Source organism: Neoasaia chiangmaiensis (assembly GCF_002005465.1).
GTDB lineage: Bacteria > Pseudomonadota > Alphaproteobacteria > Acetobacterales > Acetobacteraceae > Neoasaia > Neoasaia chiangmaiensis.
In genome coordinates this window covers 851,934-870,382 of record NZ_CP014691.1, presented here as the reverse complement: position 1 = coordinate 870,382, position 18,449 = coordinate 851,934, and the positions used below count along the sequence as shown (strand labels likewise).

Here is an 18,449-nt window from a genome sequence, read left to right as displayed (position 1 = left end):
TTAAGCATCGTTCATTGCTGATGCGTCAAGGGTGGAGCGTATTAGTGGTCGTCCCGCGCATCGGCCGCGACGATGCGGTCACGCTTCTCCCATCCTTCCGGCACGCGCATGCGCAGGCTGCGGATATGGCGCGCATCCGCATCCGTCACGCGGAAAACGAGACCGCTTTCATGGGTGAAGACCTCTCCACGCGTCGGCACATGGCCTGCGAGATGGAAGACAAGGCCGCCGACCGTCTCGATTTCCGCTTCCGTTTCCGCATCCGTCAGTACGGCCCCCATCCGGGCCTCGAATTCCTCGACCGGCATGCGCGCGTCGATATCGAACGAGCCGTCCGGGCGTTGGGTCATCATCGCCGTGACGGGTTCATCATGCTCATCGGAAATGTCGCCGACGATGGTCTCAACCAGATCCTCGATCGTCACGAGGCCGTCGATACCGCCATATTCGTCGATGACCAGGGCAAGATGCATCCGTCGTTGACGCATCTGCAATAGCAGGTCCAGCACGGGGATCTGCGGTGCGACCATCAATGGCTGGCGCAACAGGGGGCCCAGACTGAACGCATCGGACGTGCCGACGTAAGCGATAAGGTCCTTGACGTGGATCATGCCGACGATGTCGTCGAGATGTTCGCGATAGACCGGGACGCGTGAGTGATTCTCCCGGCGCATGAAATCCAGCGCCTCGGCGAGTGTGATGCTGAGCGGCATCGCAACGATATCGGCGCGCGGCACCATGACGTCGTCCGCCGTGATTTCGCGCAAATGGAGCACGTTGGTGATAAGGGCGCGTTCCTGACGGTCCAGTTCCGGCTTTGCGCCTGTTTCCGCATTCGGCGTGGCGGCTTCCTGCACCAGCGCGGCGATGGAATGTCGCAGGCCGTGTTCACGGCGGCGGCCCAGAAAACCGAACAGTCCCTTGCTGCGGTTGCGTGCGTCGTCCGAGTCGCTCATAGGGAGATCTTTCCCGCCCGCCATGGATTGGCAACGCCGAGCTGCTGGAGGATACGGGTTTCGAGGCCTTCCATCACGCGCGCCTCGCCGGCGGCATGGTGATCATGTCCTGCCAGATGCAGGATGCCATGCACGACGAGATGCATCAGATGCGCGCCGACGGTCTTGCGTGATGCCAGTGCTTCCCGCCGAACGGTCTCGTAGCCAAGCACGATGTCGCCGTCGCCGCCGCCGGGCATGGCGTCGAATGTCAGAACGTTGGTTGGCTTGTTGCGGCCACGAAAATCATGGTTGAGGCGCTGCACCGCACGGTCGTTCTCCAGCAGGATGCTGGGCGCGCGCGCTGCTCCCAGCCATCGACAGGTGGCATCGACGGTGCGACCGATTCGGCGCTCGAGGTCAGGCACGGCGGCCCGCCAGCGTCGTTCAGCAACGATGATGTCCGGCCGGACCGGAGAGAGAACCTCGCGCTGATGAAAGGTCGGCGCGAGGTCGGATAGGTCTGAGTGTCTACTTCGAGGTTCCATTGTTTTCCCGGCGCGTCCGTCCTCGGGAGAAGTCCCGTGCCGCTGCCGCGCGTTGATCATAAGCATCCACGATGCGCGCGACCAGAGGATGGCGCACGACATCTTGAGAATCGAACCGCGTGATGCCGAGTCCCGGTAGCCCCTCCAGGGTCTCGACCGCCTCTCGCAGCCCGGAAGAGACGCCGTTCGGCAGATCGACCTGCGATAGGTCGCCCGTAACAGCCATACGCGTGCCCTGGCCCATACGGGTCAGGAACATCTTCATCTGCGCCGGTGTCGTGTTCTGCGCCTCGTCGAGAATGACGAAGGCATGGCTCAGCGTGCGGCCGCGCATGAAGGCCAGCGGCGCCACCTCGATTTCACCCGTCGTCATGCGGCGGCTGAGTTGATCGCCCGGCAGCATGTCGTTCAGGGCATCGTAGAGCGGTCGCAGATAGGGATCGATCTTCTCGCGCATGTCCCCCGGCAGGAAGCCCAGCCGTTCGCCGGCCTCAACCGCCGGGCGCGACAGGATGATGCGATCTACCTGTCCCGCCTGCAGCATGGCGACGGCCTGCGCCACGGCAAGGTAGGTCTTGCCGGTGCCGGCGGGACCGATACCGAACACCAGTTCGGTGCGCGCCAGCATGTCCATGTAGGCGGCTTGCCCGCGCGAGCGCGGTGCGATGGCGCCGCGCTTCGTGCGGATGGCAGGCAGGTCGAGCAACGGCGAGGACGCGGGGTCCGGTGCAGGTTCGCGGCGCGCGGCGCGGCGTTCCGGCACTGTCAGGCGGATGACACTATCCACCTCCGCGCTGTCGATTTTCCCGCCATGTTCGATCTGGTTGTAGAGGGCAACGATCGCAGCCTGGGCACGGGCGACACGCGCCGCATCGCCGGTGATGGCGATCTTGTTGCCCCGGCATGCCAGACGCACGTCGAAGCCCTGCTCCAGCCGGACCAGGTGGCGGTCATGATCGCCCAGCAATCGTTGCAGAAGGATGTTGTCGTTGAAGCGCAGGGCTGTCGTGCGCTGTCCCGACATGTCGGGCGGCGCATGTTCGCCGGCTTGGGAAACCCCGTGCCCGGATGCCGGGGCGGGATGCGAAGGATATGCCGTGGTTTGGCTCAAGCGCAGGCTCTCTCCCGTGTGAGTGCACCGCCCAGCGAATTGGTGAAACGCTGGGTAATCAGCGCCGGCACCGTCTGTCCGATCAGGGATTCCGGACCTTCGACATGCACCGGTTGCAGATAGGGGGAACGTCCGGCCAGCTGGCCCGGTTTGCGGCCGACGCCCGTAAACAGCACAGGCAGGGTGCGGCCGACCATATCGGCGTTGAAGGCGTCCTGCTGTTCGCGCAGAAGAGCCTGCAACGCCTGCAGACGTGCGTCCTTGACCGCTTCATCAATCTGGAACGGCTGGCCGGCGGCTGGGGTGCCCGGACGCGGCGAATATTTGAACGAGAAGGCCTGTGCGAAGCCGATGTCGCGCACAAGCTGCATCGTCGCTTCGAAGTCGGCGTCTGTTTCACCCGGATGGCCGACGATGAAGTCGGACGAAAGGGCCAGATCCGGACGCGCTTCGCGCAGGCGCCTGACGATCTCGCGGTATTCGCCCGCCGTATGGCCGCGGTTCATGGCCTTCAGGATCTTGTCCGACCCCGATTGGACCGGCAGATGCAGGAACGGCATGAGTGCGGCATTGTCGCGATGGGCGTCGATCAACGATGTGTCCACATCGCGCGGGTGGGACGTGGTGTAGCGGATGCGATCGAGCCCCGGGATCTGCGCGAGTTCCGCCGCCAGGCTGGCAAGCGTCGCCGCGGTGCCCCGGCCGTCATCGCCGTGATAGGCGTTGACGTTCTGGCCGAGCAGCGTGATCTCGCGCACGCCGCTATCCACCATGCGCCGCGCTTCGGCCATAACCGAGGCGACAGGGCGGCTCGTCTCCGCGCCGCGCGTGTAGGGTACGACGCAGAAGGAGCAGAACTTGTCGCAGCCTTCCTGGACGGTGAGGAATGCCGTGAGATTGCCGGCCGTCTGGGGTGCGGCGGTGTCTGGCAGGAAATCGAACTTCGTCTCGACCGGGAAATCCGTGTCGATCACGGCCTGACCGGCACGTGCGGCGCGTGCCACCATCTCCGGCAGGCGATGATAGGTCTGCGGGCCGAGCACGATGTCCACATAGGGAGCACGGGCCAGGATTTCCTCGCCCTCGGCCTGTGCCACGCAGCCTGCGACCGCGATGACGGTCTTGCCGAACCCGGCGGCCTTGCGCTCCTCACCGATCTTGCGCAGGCGGCCGAGCTCGGAGAACACCTTTTCGGCGGCGCGTTCGCGGATATGGCAGGTGTTGAGGATTACCATGTCGGCTTCCTCCACCGCGTCCGTCGGGGCATAGCCGAGCGGGCGGAGGACGTCCGTCATGCGGGCACTGTCATAGACATTCATCTGGCAGCCCCACGTAATCACATGCAGGCGTTTCGCGGCAACGGAAACGGCGACATCCTGCGGTGATGGCTGCGAAATGGTCCCTGACGTCACGCTGATCGATCCTCATGTTGCGCGGTGGCGCATCCGCCACGGTTTTGCGCACACATCGTGCGGATCGTCCGGGCGATCAAGTCCGATCTCGCCCTAAAACGGCCCGGAAGGGCGAAACCCGACAGAAAAAAAAGCGATCGATCAGAATCGTCTCCCCGAACAGAAAGATTCGCCAAGATCCGATGTCGATGTTGCGAGCCTCTGCCTGACCAAGTCAAGCATCATCGCGTCGATCCTGTCGGAGTTCGGCAGCGCCTTCGTTGACGATACGGTGAACGGCATTCGCCAGTTCCTTGCGCGTGCGGAACTGCTCCGGATCGATCGGCGGGTGCAGGACGACGCTGGCGCGCATGGAGCGCCATTGGCCGATCTTCCAGATATGGGGTGCGAGGTCCATGTCGCCATACCACGAGAATACGGAACGGCGCGCGCGACCGACCGGCAGGCCCTCCAGCCGGTCATAGACGACGGAAACCGGCTGGATCAGAACCTTGGGCGGGACAGGCGCGCCAGCCTGCTCCAGCCGGCCCGGTTTTGCGACGGCGAAAAAGGACGACAGGAACGGGAGCACCCGCGAGCCGTCGGTGGAGGTGCCTTCGGGGAAGAGCAGGAGGTTGTCGCCATCCGCGAGGCGATCGGTCATGTCCTGTAATTCGCGACCGGTATTGTTGCGCTGTCGGCTGACGAAGATCGTCCGGCCCAGGCGCGCCAGCGTGCCGATGATCGGCCAGCCGGCGATCTCGCTCTTGGCGACGAAAACGGTGGGCAGAACGCCGCCGACCACCGGGATATCGAGCCATGAGGAGTGGTTGGCCACGAAGATGACGGGCCTTTCGCCACGCGCCACGGCACGACGGTCGCGGAAAGTTCCGGCCAGCGTCCCGCGCACCTGAACATGCAGGCCCAGCAGGACACATACTTTCGCCCAGAAAAAGCGGGCGAAACGTATTTTCGCAGTGCCGTGCCGACGGATCAGGATTGCCTGCGGGCCGCTGGCGATCAGCGTCCACAGACAGATAAGGCCGACGCGACGGGCTGCGCGTGCGTGGCGGCCCATGCGTCGTCCGCTCTTGTGACAGGGCGGGGCGGTCCAGTGTTCGAGGCCGTCATCGTCCGTGGGCGGGCGTCGGCGCGTGATCGCGTCATGCATTGAGCGCACATAACGCGGAAAGCCGCTGCACGACAATCGTATGGGTTGCATCGTCGTGTGTCAGCCACGAGAAAGACGCGCCGCGCTGGCAGCCCTCTTGACAGCGGCCTGCGGCTTGCGGCCCATGAAGAGACGTTCATGTCAGTAATCGTCGCCCATACCGCGCGATCCGATCCGTTCATGACTTGCTGTTGGGAGACACGGTGAAAAAGAGCCGTACGCCATACATCAGGCCTGTCGCACCGGTGTGGCGGGTCGGCGACCGTCATCGTCCGTCATGCCGGGTGTGGAATGGAGCGCTGCTCGGTGGCGGCGTGGCACTCCTGCTGCTGGGGATGCGGGCGGCATCCGGACCTGGTTTTCCATTCGGGACAGCGCAGGCTGCCGATCCGCAGGGCTATGCGGTTGTTGTCAAACCGTCCGGCGACGCCAGCCTGGATGGCATGATACAGGCGTCGTCCACTCTCCTGTCCCTGCAGAAAACTTCGGCTGTCGGACCATATGCGCTGGCGGGGCGTATCCGTGGTGACTACGACCGGATCAAGGGTGCGCTGGAAAGTCTCGGGCATTATGATGGGGCGGTGACGATCTCCGTGGCCGCGCCGGGTAGCAAAAGCGTGGACGGACGCGATCCTTCCCTGCCGCAATGGCTTCAGGACCTGCCGAAGGGCACCAGGGCCACCATTACGATTTCAACGCAGTCGGGTCCGGTCTTCAGGATCGGCCATATCACGCTGGCCAGCGGACCCGTGCAGGATCAGAAGAATGCCGGTCCAACGGGTGGCACAACACCGGTGACACTCGATTCCGCGCAGCGTGCGGCATTCGGTCTCAGGGAAGGCCAGCCGGCCGTGGCATCCGACATCCTGGCCGCGCAGGGCAACCTGCAAACGGCGCTTCAGGAAGAAGGCCATGCGCAGGCCAATGTCTCCGCGCCCGTTGCCTATCTCCGGCCTGCCACGCAAACGCTCGATCTGACGTTTCATGTCGGCATGGGGCCGGTCGTCGATATCGGCCCCATCCACTTCAGCGGCCTGTCGCATGTCCGGGAGCGTTATCTGCGCCGCCGGTTGACCATTCATGAAGGCCAGCTCTATCAGCCTTCCACAATCGAGGCGGCGCGTCAGGATCTGGCTGCCGTCGGCGTATTCGCATCGGTGGCCGTCAGGAATCAGCCGCCGCTCGTTGCGCTAGCCAACGGTCGGACGACACCCGGCGTGAGCCAGGGCATGCCGCTCGATTTCACCTTTCAGGAAGCCAAGCGGCATACGGTCTCGGCGCAGATCGGCTATTCCACGGATCTCGGCGGCCGCGTGGGCGCAAGCTGGACCCACCATAACCTGTTGGGCGCCGCGGAGCAGCTGAAACTGACGGCGCTGATTACCGGCGTAGGGGGCACCGCACAACAGGGGCTCGGTTACGACGTCTACGCCGATTTCCTCAAACCCGATTTCTTTCGCCGCGACCAGAACCTCAGCCTTCGGGTCGAGGGCATCCGGCAGCTGCTTTATTCCTATCATCAGACAGCACTGCTCGTGCGGGGCGGCATCACAAGACGCCTGACGCGGCACTGGAGCGTGGCGGGCAGTCTTTCGGTCGAGCAGGAAGCGATCCGCCAGTTCGGCGATACGCGGGACTATTTCATCGCCTCCGTCCCCTTGAGCGCGACGTTCGACAATACGGACCTGTCCAACCCCATCGACCCGGCGACACACGGCATGCGGTTCAATGCCAATGTCACGCCTTCCGAATCGCTGGAGCACGGTGATGCGTTCTTCACCATCATGAGTGCGGCGGCCTCGACCTATTTCGATCTGCACCGTCTCGGGTTGACCCGGCCCGGACGCAGCGTGATCGCCGTGCGCGGCCTCGTCGGTTCTGTTCAGGGTGCGTCGACCTATCAGATTCCGCCGGACCAACGTCTCTATGCTGGTGGTCCGGCAACGGTTCGCGGCTTCCGTTATCAGGGTGTGGGGCCGCAATACGGTAAATACGGCATCGGCGGGACATCGCTGGACGCCGGAACGGTGGAGTATCGGCAGCGCTTCGGCAAAAGCTTCGGCGCGGCGGCCTTCGTCGATGCCGGTCAGGTCGGTGCCGGGAGTCGCCCGTTCCAGGGCACGCTGCGAGTCGGCTACGGCGCGGGCGTGCGATATTATACGCCGATCGGTCCGGTGCGGCTGGACGTGGCGCTACCCGCCAACCGCCCGCCGCATGGCGACAAGTGGGAACTCTATATCGGTCTCGGGGAGACGTTCTGATGGCCGGGGATGTGCATCCGAACCGTCGTGGACGCCGCATCGCGAAATGGGCGGCGATCCTGCTGCTTGCCATACCCGGCGGGCTGATCGCGCTGGTACTGGCGATCATCCTCGTCGGCGCCAATATCGGACCGGGCCAGCGCTTCATCGAACGTGAAGCCGGATCGCTCTCCGGTGGCATGGTGGCGCTGGAGGGGTTCCACGGGACTTTTCCGCAAAACCTGCATATCCGACATCTGGCGGTACGCGACGCCGATGGCGCCTGGCTGACGATCGATGCGCTGCATCTCGCCTGGTCGCCGCTCTCGCTGCTGCACAAGGACGTCAATATCCACGCGCTGACGATGGATCGTCTGGCGATCCTGCGTCAGCCTGTTTCGGCCAGCAGCACGGCGCCATCCAGGCCATCGAGTGGCAAATCATCCCTGTCCCTGCGCATCGATCTGGCATCCCTGCATGTCGGTCGCCTGTCGATCGGTGCGGCGCTGGCCGGTGTGCCGGCCGAATTTGCCGTCGACGGGCGGCTGCATGTGCAGGATCTCGCACCGTTGCTGGATGGGCCGGCGCTCGATGCGCTGCCGCGCACGGATATCGCGCTTGAACTCAGACGTCTGGACGCGCCGGGTCACATCAGCCTGACATCGGCGACCCCCCGCGGGGCCATCAATCTGCATCTGACGGCGCAGGATGGGGCGGGCGGGTTCATCACGCATGTCGGCAAGCTGCCGCAATTCGATCCGGCGGACCTGCATCTGGATCTGAACGGCCCCCTGCGTGACGTGGCGCTGGACTTCGGTGCGCAGGCCGGACCGGTCACGGCGGCGATCGGCGGCAGGCTCGACCTTCTGGGGAAGGGCGTCAATCTTGCGATCAGGGCCCATGCGCCCGCCATGACACCGATGCCGGGCGTGGGCTGGAACAATCTCGCGCTCGATGCCCGACTGCATGGCCCGATGAGCGCGCCGCTCGGGCAGGGTGCGCTGGATGTCGATGCGCTGTCGGCCTCCGGCGCGGGGGTCGAACATCTGCGCGCGGATTTCGACGGTCAGGAAGGCGCCGATCCGCTGGCGACGCGACTGCACTTGCATCTGACGTCGCAGGGGACGCGCATCCCCGGTTCGCAGCCGACCCTTCTGGCCAGCGCACCGATTGTCGCGGATCTGATTGCCCAGCCGAATGGCGCGGGTTTTCCGATTACCCTGACAGTGTCGCACCCACTGCTTCAGGCGCAGACCCGATCGCACCTGAAGCCCGCGCCGCAGGGTACGATCGATCTGACGTTACCGGATCTCGTGCCGCTGGCCCGACTGGGGAATGTCGATCTGCATGGGCACGGCGTGCTGCATGTGGACTATGCCATGCCGGTCAAGGCATCCGACGCGCTGACGCTGCGGTTGCGTGGCGATGTGGGCCTGACCGGGGGGATGGCGCAAGCGGTGGGACTGATCGGTCCGGATGGCAGGCTGGCGCTGGATGCGGCGATGACGACGCGGCAGCATGGTGACAAGACCAGCCGGACCCTCGATGTCACGCAGCTGGCGGTCGATGGTCAGGCGCTGCATCTCGCCGATCGTGCGACAATCGAAGTTGCCGACAAGACCGTCGTGACCAGCGACGGCACCCTGTCGATCACCGATCTGGCCAAGGTGGCGCCGAGCCTGCGCGGGTATGCCGATCTGGCTCTTCACGCCGAAGGTCCGACGGACGATCTTTCCGCCAAGGCACATCTGGCGAGCGTTTTCGGCACGAACAGTGTGCCGGAGGGACCGCTTACCCTGGATGCCGCTTTCGCGCATCTGCCGGGCGCGCCAAGCGGCACGATCACGGCGGACGGGACCCTCGACAGGGCAAGGCTCGCACTCGATACGGCGGTGGCGCGTGACGACAAGGGAGCGCTGCACGTCGATCTGCATAACCTCTCCTGGAACAGCATGCAGGGTAAGGGCGCACTGACCCTGCCGTCCGGGGCGAAGGTGCCTCTTGGCGATCTGGATATCCAGGTTCGACGTCTGGCCGATTTCAGCAACCTCGCCGGGCAGAAACTCGGCGGTCATCTGACGCTCGGCGTGCATACGACGCAGCTCGATCCGCAAAGTCCGGCTTCCGTCGCCGTCCTTCTGGATGGTGCGCTCCAATCGACAATCGCCCGCGTGGATCGCATCAATCTGGGTGGCAGGATTGCCGATCCGACGGACGACCCGGATTTTGACCTCAAGCTGGCGACGGCGGGTCTTGCGGTGCAAGGGATCACGGGCAGCGCCAACGCAACGGCGCGTGGTAAACTCTCGGGTCTGGATGTGACGGCGCGCGCTGCCTTGCAGAATGTCGCGGGTGCCCCGGCCAGTCTCGATACCGCGTTGCGCCTCGACCTGCCGAGGAAGGAGGTGAGGGTTGCACGTCTTGCCGCCGTGGCGAAGGGGGAGGCGCTCAATCTTTCCGGGCCCAGTCTGGTGTCGTTCGGCGAGAAAACGGGAGTCGATCATCTGCGCCTGACGGTCGCGCCCCCGCGCGTGAGCCCCGCGATCATCGACCTGTCCGGAACGATCAAACCCGCGCTGAACCTGGCTGTGCGTCTGGATAACGTGACGCCCGCGCTGGCGAAGCCTTTTGCGCCGAACCTGGCGGCATCGGGCACGATCAGCGGTCAGGCCCGCGTTGCGGGCACGTTGCAGAAACCGACCGGCACAATAGCGCTCAAGGCGCGCGGCCTGAAAATGCAGACCGGCCCGGCGGCGTCCCTGCCGGCGGCATCGCTAGATGCCAACGCCGTGCTGCAAGGCGTCAGCGCGCGGATCGATGCCGCCCTGAACGCCGGTCGTCGGCTGGATCTGACGGTTCGTGGCACGGTGCCGACGGGCAAGACAGGCAGCATCGGCTTGCAGGCCAACGGGCATGTCGATCTGGCGATTGCGGATGCGATATTGGGGGCGCAGGGGCGTGCCGTGGCGGGACAGGTCGCGATCGATATGGGTGTAAGCGGGTCGATGGCTGCGCCGCGCGCCACGGGGCGTATCGATCTGCATGATGCGAGCTTTAATGATTATGCGCAGGGCGTGCGGCTTTACGGCATCAACGGCGCGATAACCTCCGCCGGGGACAGCGTCACGGTCGACAATATACTGGCGCACGCGGGGACGGGCACCATCGCGCTGAACGGCACGATCGGCGCGTTCCGGCCGGGTATGCCGCTTGATATTCATGTGGACTCGAAGGGCGCGCAGCCGATTGCCAGCGATCTGCTGACGGCGACAATCGATACGGCGCTGCGCATTCACGGTCAGGCGACGACCCGGATCGACGTGGACGGAAACGTGCGCATCCCGACGGCGACGATCAATATTCCCAATTCCATGCCGGCTTCCGTGCCGCAGCTCAACGTGATCCGTCCGGGCGAACAGCAGGCCGTCTCGACCTCGAGCATGATTATCGGGCTGGACGTGAATGTGGTGTCACCCGGCGAGTTCTTCGTGCGCGGGCATGGGCTGGATGCCGAGATGATGGGTAAGCTGCATGTCGGGGGCGTGAGTTCCGCGCCGGTGGTCGATGGCGGCTTTGATCTGCGGCGCGGCAATTTCAACCTGGCGGGCGTCAACCTCAACTTCACGCATGGCCGCGTCGGCTTCAACGGCAGCGGCGTGACGCACAAACTCGACCCGACGCTGGATTTCCGGGCGGATCGTAACGTGGAAGGCACGTTGGCCAGTCTGTTGGTGACCGGCTACGCCAGCGCGCCGAAGATCGACTTCCGCTCTATCCCCGAACAGCCGCGGGATCAGGTGTTGGCCATGCTGCTGTTCGGCACGACGACGGCCAAGCTGTCGACCACGCAGCTTGCGGAACTGGCGACCGCCGTCGCCCAGTTGACGGGCGGCTCGGCTTTCGATCCGCTCGGCAAGGTACGCAATGCCCTCGGGCTGGATCGTCTGGCAGTCGGCGGCGGAAGTGGCGTCAACAACGGCGGTGCCAGTCTGGAGGCGGGAAAATACGTCATGAAGGGCGTGTATGTCGGCGCCAAGCAGGCGACATCGGGTTCCGGCACGCAGGCGCAGGTGCAGGTCGACCTGACGCGCCGCCTGAAGCTGAACACGACGGTGGGCACGGGCGGGCAGGTGACGGGCTTTACGACGCCGGAGAACGATCCGGGCTCCAGCGTCGGACTGAGCTACGGGTTCGATTACTGAGGGTCGACCTCGAGCGGCGTATTATCGAACACCCAGTCCGCATGCGGCAAAGTGGCCTCGATGGTGCGGGCATTGGGATCGTCCGTGGCGGCGATCCATGCCTGCGCATCGGCAGGCGTGCGACCGAAGCTGATATGCCGGTCCCGAAGCCAGCCATGACGAAGAACGGCCTCGGTCTGCACGAACCAGGCTTCATCCAGAAGATGACGGACCGGTGACCATGCGCCCTCGCAAAGCAGATAGTTGCCTTCGACAATGACAAGCCGGTGCTCCGGCAGCACCGGGATCGCGCCCGCGATCGGCTCCTCGATGCGGCGATCGAAGAAGGGGGCATAGACGATATGGTTCGTCTCCTCGCGCAGGCGGCGAAGAAGTGCGACGAAGCCGTGGGCGTCGAAAGTATCCGGCGCGCCCTTGCGTTGCCGCCGATCGAGGCGGGCGAGTTCGACGTCGGCAAGGTGGAAGCCGTCCATCGGCACGACGATCGCCGTATCGCCGAACTCGACCGCCAGACGTGCGGCCAGTGTGGATTTGCCGCTCCCCGGCGGTCCGGCGAGGCCGAGAATGACACGCTCCGCGTCCTCTCGGGAAAGCAGGGCTTTCGCGCGCGCCAATGCTTCGTTGAATTCCGTCATTTTCGGCGTTCCTTGCGCAATAAAGCCGCCACACGTTGCACGACGTCCGACCATTGCCACGGCATGCTCTGGCGCACGATCGTCAGATCCGGATACCATGGACTATCTGTCCGGTCATGTAGCCAGCGCCAGCATGGGTTGACGCGATCCATCAAAATAACGCGCTTGCCGAGCGCACCGGCGAGATGGACGACAGACGTATCGACCGAAATGACCACGTCCAGATTGGCGATCAGCGCAGCCGTATCGTCCATGGTGTTCAGGCTGTCCGACCAGTCCACGACCCGTCGGTATTCCGGTAGCGTGATGTCGAGTTGTTCCGTCGCCGGCCCCTTTTGCAGGCTGTAGAAGGTCGCGCTGCGGGACCGGAACAACGGTGCAAGGGCCGAAAGTGGCATCGAACGCCGTTGGTCAAGCATGAAGGCGTCCGGATTGGTGGGGCGTGGTGCACCGGCCCAGACCACGCCGACACGCAGGAGACGGTCGTCCTGCATGCGTCTGGCCCATGTCGCGCGCTTTGCCGGATCGACTGTCAGATAGGGCACGTCCACACCGAAGGGCGTCGATGTGGCGGCGAATGCGCGTGGCAGGCTGATGAACGGGCAGTGATAGTCGTAATCGGGCGTATCGCCGCCGACCTGAACCCGTTCCACGCCAGACACGCGGCGCATCATGTCGGCCAGCGTTTCAGCGCCCCAGATGGTGACGCGTGCGCCGCGTTCGGCCAGGAGCGGGACGTAACGCAGATACATCAACGTGTCGCCCAGTCCTTCTTCCTGCGTCAGCAGGACATGCCGATCCGCAAGGTCGAGGTCCGGCGTCAGGTTGGGCAGCGCGGTTTCACGCGGCAGGCTGGTGTGGCCGGGCAGATCGAGCCGCCACTCGTGTTCCGCCCAGCCTTGTGTGTAATACCCGGCCTTCAGCAGGGCGATCGAATGGTTCAGGCGGATCTGGGCGTGGGTCGGGGCGTGGGCGATCGCCTCCCGATACAGTTGTAACGCCTCGGCGAATTTGTTCTGCGCCGTCATGATGACGGCAAGATTGGCGATTGTCGCCGGGTCGTCGGGGAGCGTCCGGTATTGCGCGCGAAGGATCGCTTCAGCTTCTTCGAACCGTCCGGCCTGCGTCAGGATAGACACCAGCAGGTTGATGCTGGGAAGATGATGCGGTCGGGCGACCAGGGCACGACGTACGGTGCTTTCCGCTTCGTCGAGCCGCCCGATCTGCTGGAGGATGATGGCACGAAGATCGAGGAGCCGGCAGTCCTGAGCCGCCGCCTGCCCGATCCTGTCCAGCAGCATCAGGTATTCCAGCCGTCGATCCTGCGCGACGGCATCGTCGAGCAGCGCCGAGAACGGATGAGGAGCAAGCTGATCGATCTGTGCCAGCGGTATGGCCAGGGCGACCGCCTCATCGTATCGGCCCTGATGGAAAAGAGCGCGTATCGTATGCCTGTCGAGCGCCGCACTGTCATTTTCCACGGCGTTACGCCTTACTGCGCAGGGACCCGATCCTGATGTGTGCCGGTGAGTTCATGAATGGCATCCAGCACGGCGGAGAGCGGGTAGGGCTTGGTGACAATGCGATCATGCGGTGGCGCGATTTCTGTTTTCTCGTAAACGGATGCGCCATGGCCGCTGGTGAAGATGACCGGCATCTCCGGCCACCGTGCGCGGAGATCCATGCTCAGGTTCTTTCCATTGCCATCCGGCAGGGAGATGTCGGTCACGACGGCATGTATCGGTCCGGACTGATCCAGATGCCTCCAGGCTTCGGCGCAGCTTTCAGCCTCCAGCACATGGATATCGCTGTCCTCCAGGAATTCCGTCAGACAGGCACGGATGAGAAAGTCGTCCTCGACGACCAGAACCGAGAGAGGCGCAGCCATGATAGTTTTTCAATCCTTGACAAGAACAGGGTCGAACGGCCTGCAATCGATCACGATGACCAGTTTTTCTGGAAATCGGCGTAGAGGGTCAGACCGCCGTCCACGTAGAGCATCTGTCCGGTGATATACGAGGCCTCTTCCGAGGCGAGGAAGGTCAGTGCGTCGGCAATCTCACGTCCTTCACCGGGACGGCCCATGGGGATATGGCTGGACACTGTCTTGTACTGTTCGGGATCATGCACCCAGGCATCGTTCATCGGGGTCACGATCGCACCCGGACCGACACCATTCACGCGGATGCCATGCGCCGCGTATTCCAGCGCGAGTGTCCGGACGACATTGCCGACCGCGCCCTTGCTGGCTGAGTATCCCAGGTATTGCGGCTTGGGAATTTCCTGATGCACGGAACTGTTGACCAGGATCGACCCCTTCAGGTCGTTCGAACGCCAGTATTTCAGCACCGCACGCGAACACAGGATGACGCTCGTCAGATTGACGGCAAGAACGGCATTGAGATCGTCGAGTGTGATGTCTTCCGACGGACTCGGTCGCATGATGCCGGCATTGCAGATCAGGACATCAAGTCCGCCCATCTCATCCAGGCTTGTGCGCATGACACGGTCGACATCGTCTTCCTTCGACATGTCACCCGTTGCTACGACATGCGGCCCTGCATCGACCTTCGGCAGTTTGTCGACGACGGCGCGCAGCTTGTCTTCGTGACGACCGTTGACGGCAACGCGCGCGCCTTCTTCCGCGAAGCGCAGGGCGGCGGCTTCCCCGATACCTTGGGAAGCGCCGGTGATCAGCACGTTCTTACCTCTGAAGCGGTCTCGCTGGGGAGCGGGCATGGTTCTTTCCCTCACTTAGCAGGGTAACCGGACGAAAACGGCAGGCCGTTTCTCCCGAAGATACCCTGTCTAGAATTGCCACATCCGATGAGCGGACCCGCAAGCGGCTTGCATCAGATGTGGCGACATTGGAGGGGGTAACGCAACATGCGACGAAAGGATGCGTGCGGTCAGGCCGCTTTCATCGTTTCGGTGAGCGATTGCAGCACTGCCGCCGGTTCCTTGTTCTCCAGTACGGCGACTTCGGAAACGAAGCGTTCCTGCGCTGCCTCGAACAGTTTGCGTTCGCTGAAGCTGCCGTCGAGACTGTCCACGTTGCGGCGCAGATCGCGCAGGACTTCGGCAATCTGGATAAGGTCGCCGGAGTTGATCTTCTCCTGATAGGCCACTGCCCGGCGCGCCCACATGCCCTTGCTGACGTGCGGCTTGCCCTTGATGATCGTCATCGCCTTTTCGACGATATCGCGCGTGACGATCTTCCGCAGGCCCGATTTCCGCGCCTTGGAGAGGGGGATGCGAAGGGTCATCTGGTTGCCAGGAAACGAAATCTGGATAATCTCCAGTTTCGTTCCGGCAATCTCGTCCACGCCGATCCGGTCCACGCGACCGACACCGTGCGCGGCATAGACGATTGAGTCGCCTTCCTCGAACGGGTCGTTGTTGTCGCCGTGGCTGTCAGCCTGGGAGGCGGTCAACGCGGCGGCACTGCGCGCCATCGCGTCGGTCATGCCTCCTTTGGGAGGCGTCTTGAACGTGTTCATGGCCGGGACAGTAGCACAAAATCCCCGCCCTGTCTTGTTGCTTCGGCAGAACCTACGGCTGGATTCCGTGCACGCCGCCGATCGGCGGTCCGACTTCCATCCCAAGCGGCTGGAGCAGATCGATCTCGATGTTGCGGGACATGGCGAGCATCGGCAGGGCATGCGGGCTGGGCACGAACGGTGTCTGCAGGTCGCGACCGCTCTTGTCGAGCGCCTGAAACAGGAAGCCGACCAGGCTGGACCCCAATGGCGTGATCCACCCCAGCGTCTGAACCGCGGAAAGTGGCAGCACGATGCAGAAGACATGCACCACCAGCAGCGGCAGCACCGAATATTGTACCGGCAAAGGCGTATTGCGGATACGTTCCAGACCGCCCTGCGCGTTCGCGAGATCGGACAGGATGCGGTCCACCGTGCCGTGTACGGCGCCGTCGATTCCGCGCTTCTCCACTTCTTCCGCCACGCCCAGTCCGATCTCGTAGAGCAGGGCGTTCGGCTTGTTGTTCCGCGACATGACGCGGGCATACATCTCGGGGCCTAGCAGGCGCCTGGCGTCCGGACCCGCCTCCAGCCCGGCGAGGGCCACGCGCAGCAGATAGGGATATGCCGCCATGGCCCTTGCCAGATCGGCGCGACCGCCGAGCAGCGATGCCGCTTCGCGCCCGAAGGAACGGCAGTTATTGGTGACCGCGCCCCAGAGCGTGCGGCCTTCCCACCAGCGGGCATAGGCGGCGTTGTTGCGGACGCCCAGAAACAGGGCGAGGGCAGACCCCATCAGGGAGATGGGCAGTGCCGGCTGCTCCATCCATTCCTGATGATAGATCTGAAACATGACGACGACGATCGTGTCCCATATCGCCAGTATGAGCAGAGGCGGTGCTGTTTCGCGCAGCAGGATCCAGAGGCCGTGACGCTTATCGACGATCAATGCGCGTATGTCCTTGTAAAGTTGAGCATGACGCCATCTTGGCATCCACGCGGCGAGACGGCACTGTCTGAAACCAGAGTCGTCATGCTTTGTCGTATGGCGCAAGACATCGTGACCACGGAAGAGAAGGATCGTTGCCATGGACGTGACCGCGGCGCTGGCGCTGGAAGCCGGCAAACCTCTGGTGATCGACACCGTGCAGCTGGAAGGTCCACGCGCGGGCGAAGTGCTGGTGGAGATCAAGGCGACAGGTCTTTGCCATACCGACAAGTTCACGCTGTCCGGCGCGGATCCGGAGGGGCTGTTCCCCGCGATCCTGGGGCATGAGGGCGCCGGGATCGTGCGAGAGGTGGGCGCTGGGGTGAAGCATCTGCGACCGGGCGACCACGTCATTCCGCTCTACACGCCGGAATGCCGTGAGTGTCCATCCTGCCTGTCGCGCAAGACGAACCTGTGCACGTCGATCCGCGCAACGCAGGGCCGTGGCCTGATGCCTGACGGCACGACGCGGTTCTCCTACAAGGGGCAGCCCGTGCATCACTATATGGGCTGCTCCACCTTTGCGAACTATACGGTGTTGCCCGAGATCGCCCTGGCCAGAATCCGTTCGGACGCTCCGTTCGACAAGGTCTGCTACATTGGCTGTGGCGTGACGACGGGCATCGGCGCCGTGCTGTTCACCGCGAAGGTGGAGGCCAATTCGACGGTCGTGGTGTTCGGCCTGGGCGGCATCGGGCTGAACGTCATTCAGGGCGCCAGAATGGTGGGCGCGCGCCAGATCGTCGGCGTGGACCTCAATCCGGCGCGGGCGGAGATCGCGCGGCAGTTCGGCATGACGGATTTCGTCAATCCGGCCGATCTGGGCGAGAACGGCGACGTGGTCGGTCATCTGGTGGAACTGACCGGCGGTGGCGCGGACTACACGTTCGAGTGCGTGGGCAATGTGAAGCTGATGCGCCAGGCGCTGGAGTGCGCGCATCGCGGCTGGGGCGTCAGCTGCGTGATCGGCGTGGCGGGCGCGGGACAGGAGATCAGCACGCGCCCGTTCCAGCTGGTGACGGGACGACGCTGGATCGGTTCGGCTTTCGGTGGGGCGCGCGGTCGGACCGACGTGCCCAGGATCGTCGACATGTACATGGACGGCCGTATCGACATCGACAGCCTGATTACCGAGCATCTGACCATCGACCAGATCAATCATGGTTTCGATCTGATGACGCAGGGCAAAAGCATTCGCTCGGTGGTGGAGTTCTGATGCAGTCGGCGCTGAGCGAGTTTCTGGCCAGTCTGGGTATCTGTCCTCAAGAGGTCACGCACCCGCCGGTCCACACCGTGCGGGATGCCTATGCCCATTATGCCGGATTGCAGGGGCTGCATACGAAGAACCTGTTCCTCAAGGATGCCAGGGGTTCGTTGTTTCTCGTCACATTGCCGGCGGAACGACAGGTGGACATGAAAGCGCTGGCCCCGATGCTCGGCGCCAGGCGGCTTTCCTTCGGTTCGCCGGACCTGATGCGTGAGGTTCTGGCGACGGAGCCGGGCTCGCTGGGACCGCTCAGCCTGATCGCCGATCGGAAACGTCAGGTCCGTTTTGCCATCGACGCCGAATTGCTGGATGCGGACGCCATCACCTGCCATCCGCTCGATAATACCCGGACATGGGTTGTCGCGACGGATGATCTGCGTCGTATTCTCCAGGCATGGCACGTGGAGCCGCTCGTTCTCGTTTTCGACGGTAGTCCCGAACAGCCGGTCTTCGTCTGACCGGCGTCCATCCAACATCACGAT

15 protein-coding genes are annotated in these 18,449 nt (G+C 63.9%); 4 read left to right on the top strand and 11 right to left on the bottom strand.

All coding sequences use genetic code 11. The features are described 5' to 3' along the window. Positions 1-41 precede the first annotated feature (41 nt). The 5 genes from A0U93_RS04100 to A0U93_RS04080 all read right to left on the bottom strand — a co-directional run bounded on the left by A0U93_RS04100 (position 42) and on the right by A0U93_RS04080 (position 5,156). Complete coding sequence (locus A0U93_RS04100; protein WP_077806224.1) at positions 42-956, bottom strand: hemolysin family protein; 915 nt, start codon at positions 954-956, stop codon at positions 42-44. Further along, complete coding sequence (gene ybeY, locus A0U93_RS04095) at positions 953-1,363, bottom strand: rRNA maturation RNase YbeY (protein ID WP_245825089.1); 411 nt, start codon at positions 1,361-1,363, stop codon at positions 953-955. Before ybeY ends, A0U93_RS04100 begins: the two co-directional genes overlap by 4 nt. Positions 1,364-1,466: 103 nt before the next feature. Further along, the gene (locus A0U93_RS04090; protein WP_077808319.1) at positions 1,467-2,507 is read right to left on the bottom strand and encodes a PhoH family protein; all 1,041 of its coding nucleotides are present in this window, start codon (positions 2,505-2,507) and stop codon (positions 1,467-1,469) included. An 83-nt stretch (positions 2,508-2,590) separates the two neighbouring features. Continuing rightward, positions 2,591-4,006 (bottom strand): tRNA (N6-isopentenyl adenosine(37)-C2)-methylthiotransferase MiaB, encoded by a 1,416-nt coding sequence (miaB, locus tag A0U93_RS04085; protein WP_174807263.1) that lies wholly within the window; start codon positions 4,004-4,006, stop codon positions 2,591-2,593. 214 nt (positions 4,007-4,220) lie between these two features. Continuing rightward, positions 4,221-5,156 (bottom strand): lysophospholipid acyltransferase family protein, encoded by a 936-nt coding sequence (locus tag A0U93_RS04080; RefSeq protein WP_077806221.1) that lies wholly within the window; start codon positions 5,154-5,156, stop codon positions 4,221-4,223. A 335-nt stretch (positions 5,157-5,491) separates the two neighbouring features. Here A0U93_RS04080 and A0U93_RS04075 point away from each other — a divergent pair, with 335 nt between their 5' ends. Continuing rightward, positions 5,492-7,417 carry an autotransporter assembly complex protein TamA gene (locus A0U93_RS04075; protein WP_077808318.1) on the top strand — a complete coding sequence of 642 codons (1,926 nt, stop codon included), beginning with the start codon at positions 5,492-5,494 and terminating at the stop codon, positions 7,415-7,417. After that, entirely contained in the window at positions 7,417-11,598 is a 4,182-nt protein-coding gene (locus tag A0U93_RS04070; protein ID WP_077806220.1) for a translocation/assembly module TamB domain-containing protein, read from the top strand. The genes A0U93_RS04075 and A0U93_RS04070 overlap by 1 nt, the downstream gene beginning before the upstream one ends. Here A0U93_RS04070 and A0U93_RS04065 read toward each other — a convergent pair. The 6 genes from A0U93_RS04065 to A0U93_RS04040 all read right to left on the bottom strand — a co-directional run bounded on the left by A0U93_RS04065 (position 11,592) and on the right by A0U93_RS04040 (position 16,661). Then, on the bottom strand, positions 11,592-12,233 hold the full coding sequence (locus tag A0U93_RS04065) for a nucleoside/nucleotide kinase family protein (protein WP_077806219.1): 642 nt from the start codon (positions 12,231-12,233) through the stop codon (positions 11,592-11,594). The genes A0U93_RS04070 and A0U93_RS04065 overlap by 7 nt on opposite strands. After that, positions 12,230-13,714 carry a tetratricopeptide repeat protein gene (locus A0U93_RS04060; protein ID WP_077806218.1) on the bottom strand — a complete coding sequence of 495 codons (1,485 nt, stop codon included), beginning with the start codon at positions 13,712-13,714 and terminating at the stop codon, positions 12,230-12,232. The genes A0U93_RS04065 and A0U93_RS04060 overlap by 4 nt, the downstream gene beginning before the upstream one ends. Before the next feature lie 11 nt (positions 13,715-13,725). Then, positions 13,726-14,121 carry a response regulator gene (locus A0U93_RS04055; protein ID WP_077806217.1) on the bottom strand — a complete coding sequence of 132 codons (396 nt, stop codon included), beginning with the start codon at positions 14,119-14,121 and terminating at the stop codon, positions 13,726-13,728. A 50-nt stretch (positions 14,122-14,171) separates the two neighbouring features. After that, positions 14,172-14,972 carry a glucose 1-dehydrogenase gene (locus A0U93_RS04050; protein ID WP_077806216.1) on the bottom strand — a complete coding sequence of 267 codons (801 nt, stop codon included), beginning with the start codon at positions 14,970-14,972 and terminating at the stop codon, positions 14,172-14,174. Positions 14,973-15,142: 170 nt separating this feature from the next. Next, a complete protein-coding gene (locus tag A0U93_RS04045) occupies positions 15,143-15,733 on the bottom strand; it encodes a CarD family transcriptional regulator (RefSeq protein ID WP_077806215.1) in 591 nt (196 codons plus the stop codon). 52 nt (positions 15,734-15,785) lie between these two features. Beyond that, positions 15,786-16,661: a bestrophin family protein gene (locus tag A0U93_RS04040; RefSeq protein ID WP_077806214.1), complete on the bottom strand. Its 876-nt coding sequence runs from the start codon at positions 16,659-16,661 to the stop codon at positions 15,786-15,788. Between the two features lie 139 nt (positions 16,662-16,800). Here A0U93_RS04040 and A0U93_RS04035 point away from each other — a divergent pair, with 139 nt between their 5' ends. Both A0U93_RS04035 and A0U93_RS04030 read left to right on the top strand, forming a co-directional pair. Then, positions 16,801-17,916, top strand: coding sequence for an S-(hydroxymethyl)glutathione dehydrogenase/class III alcohol dehydrogenase (locus tag A0U93_RS04035; RefSeq protein WP_077806213.1), 1,116 nt, complete (start codon positions 16,801-16,803; stop codon positions 17,914-17,916). After that, positions 17,916-18,425: a prolyl-tRNA synthetase associated domain-containing protein gene (locus A0U93_RS04030; RefSeq protein WP_077806212.1), complete on the top strand. Its 510-nt coding sequence runs from the start codon at positions 17,916-17,918 to the stop codon at positions 18,423-18,425. The genes A0U93_RS04035 and A0U93_RS04030 overlap by 1 nt, the downstream gene beginning before the upstream one ends. Positions 18,426-18,449: the final 24 nt, after the last annotated feature.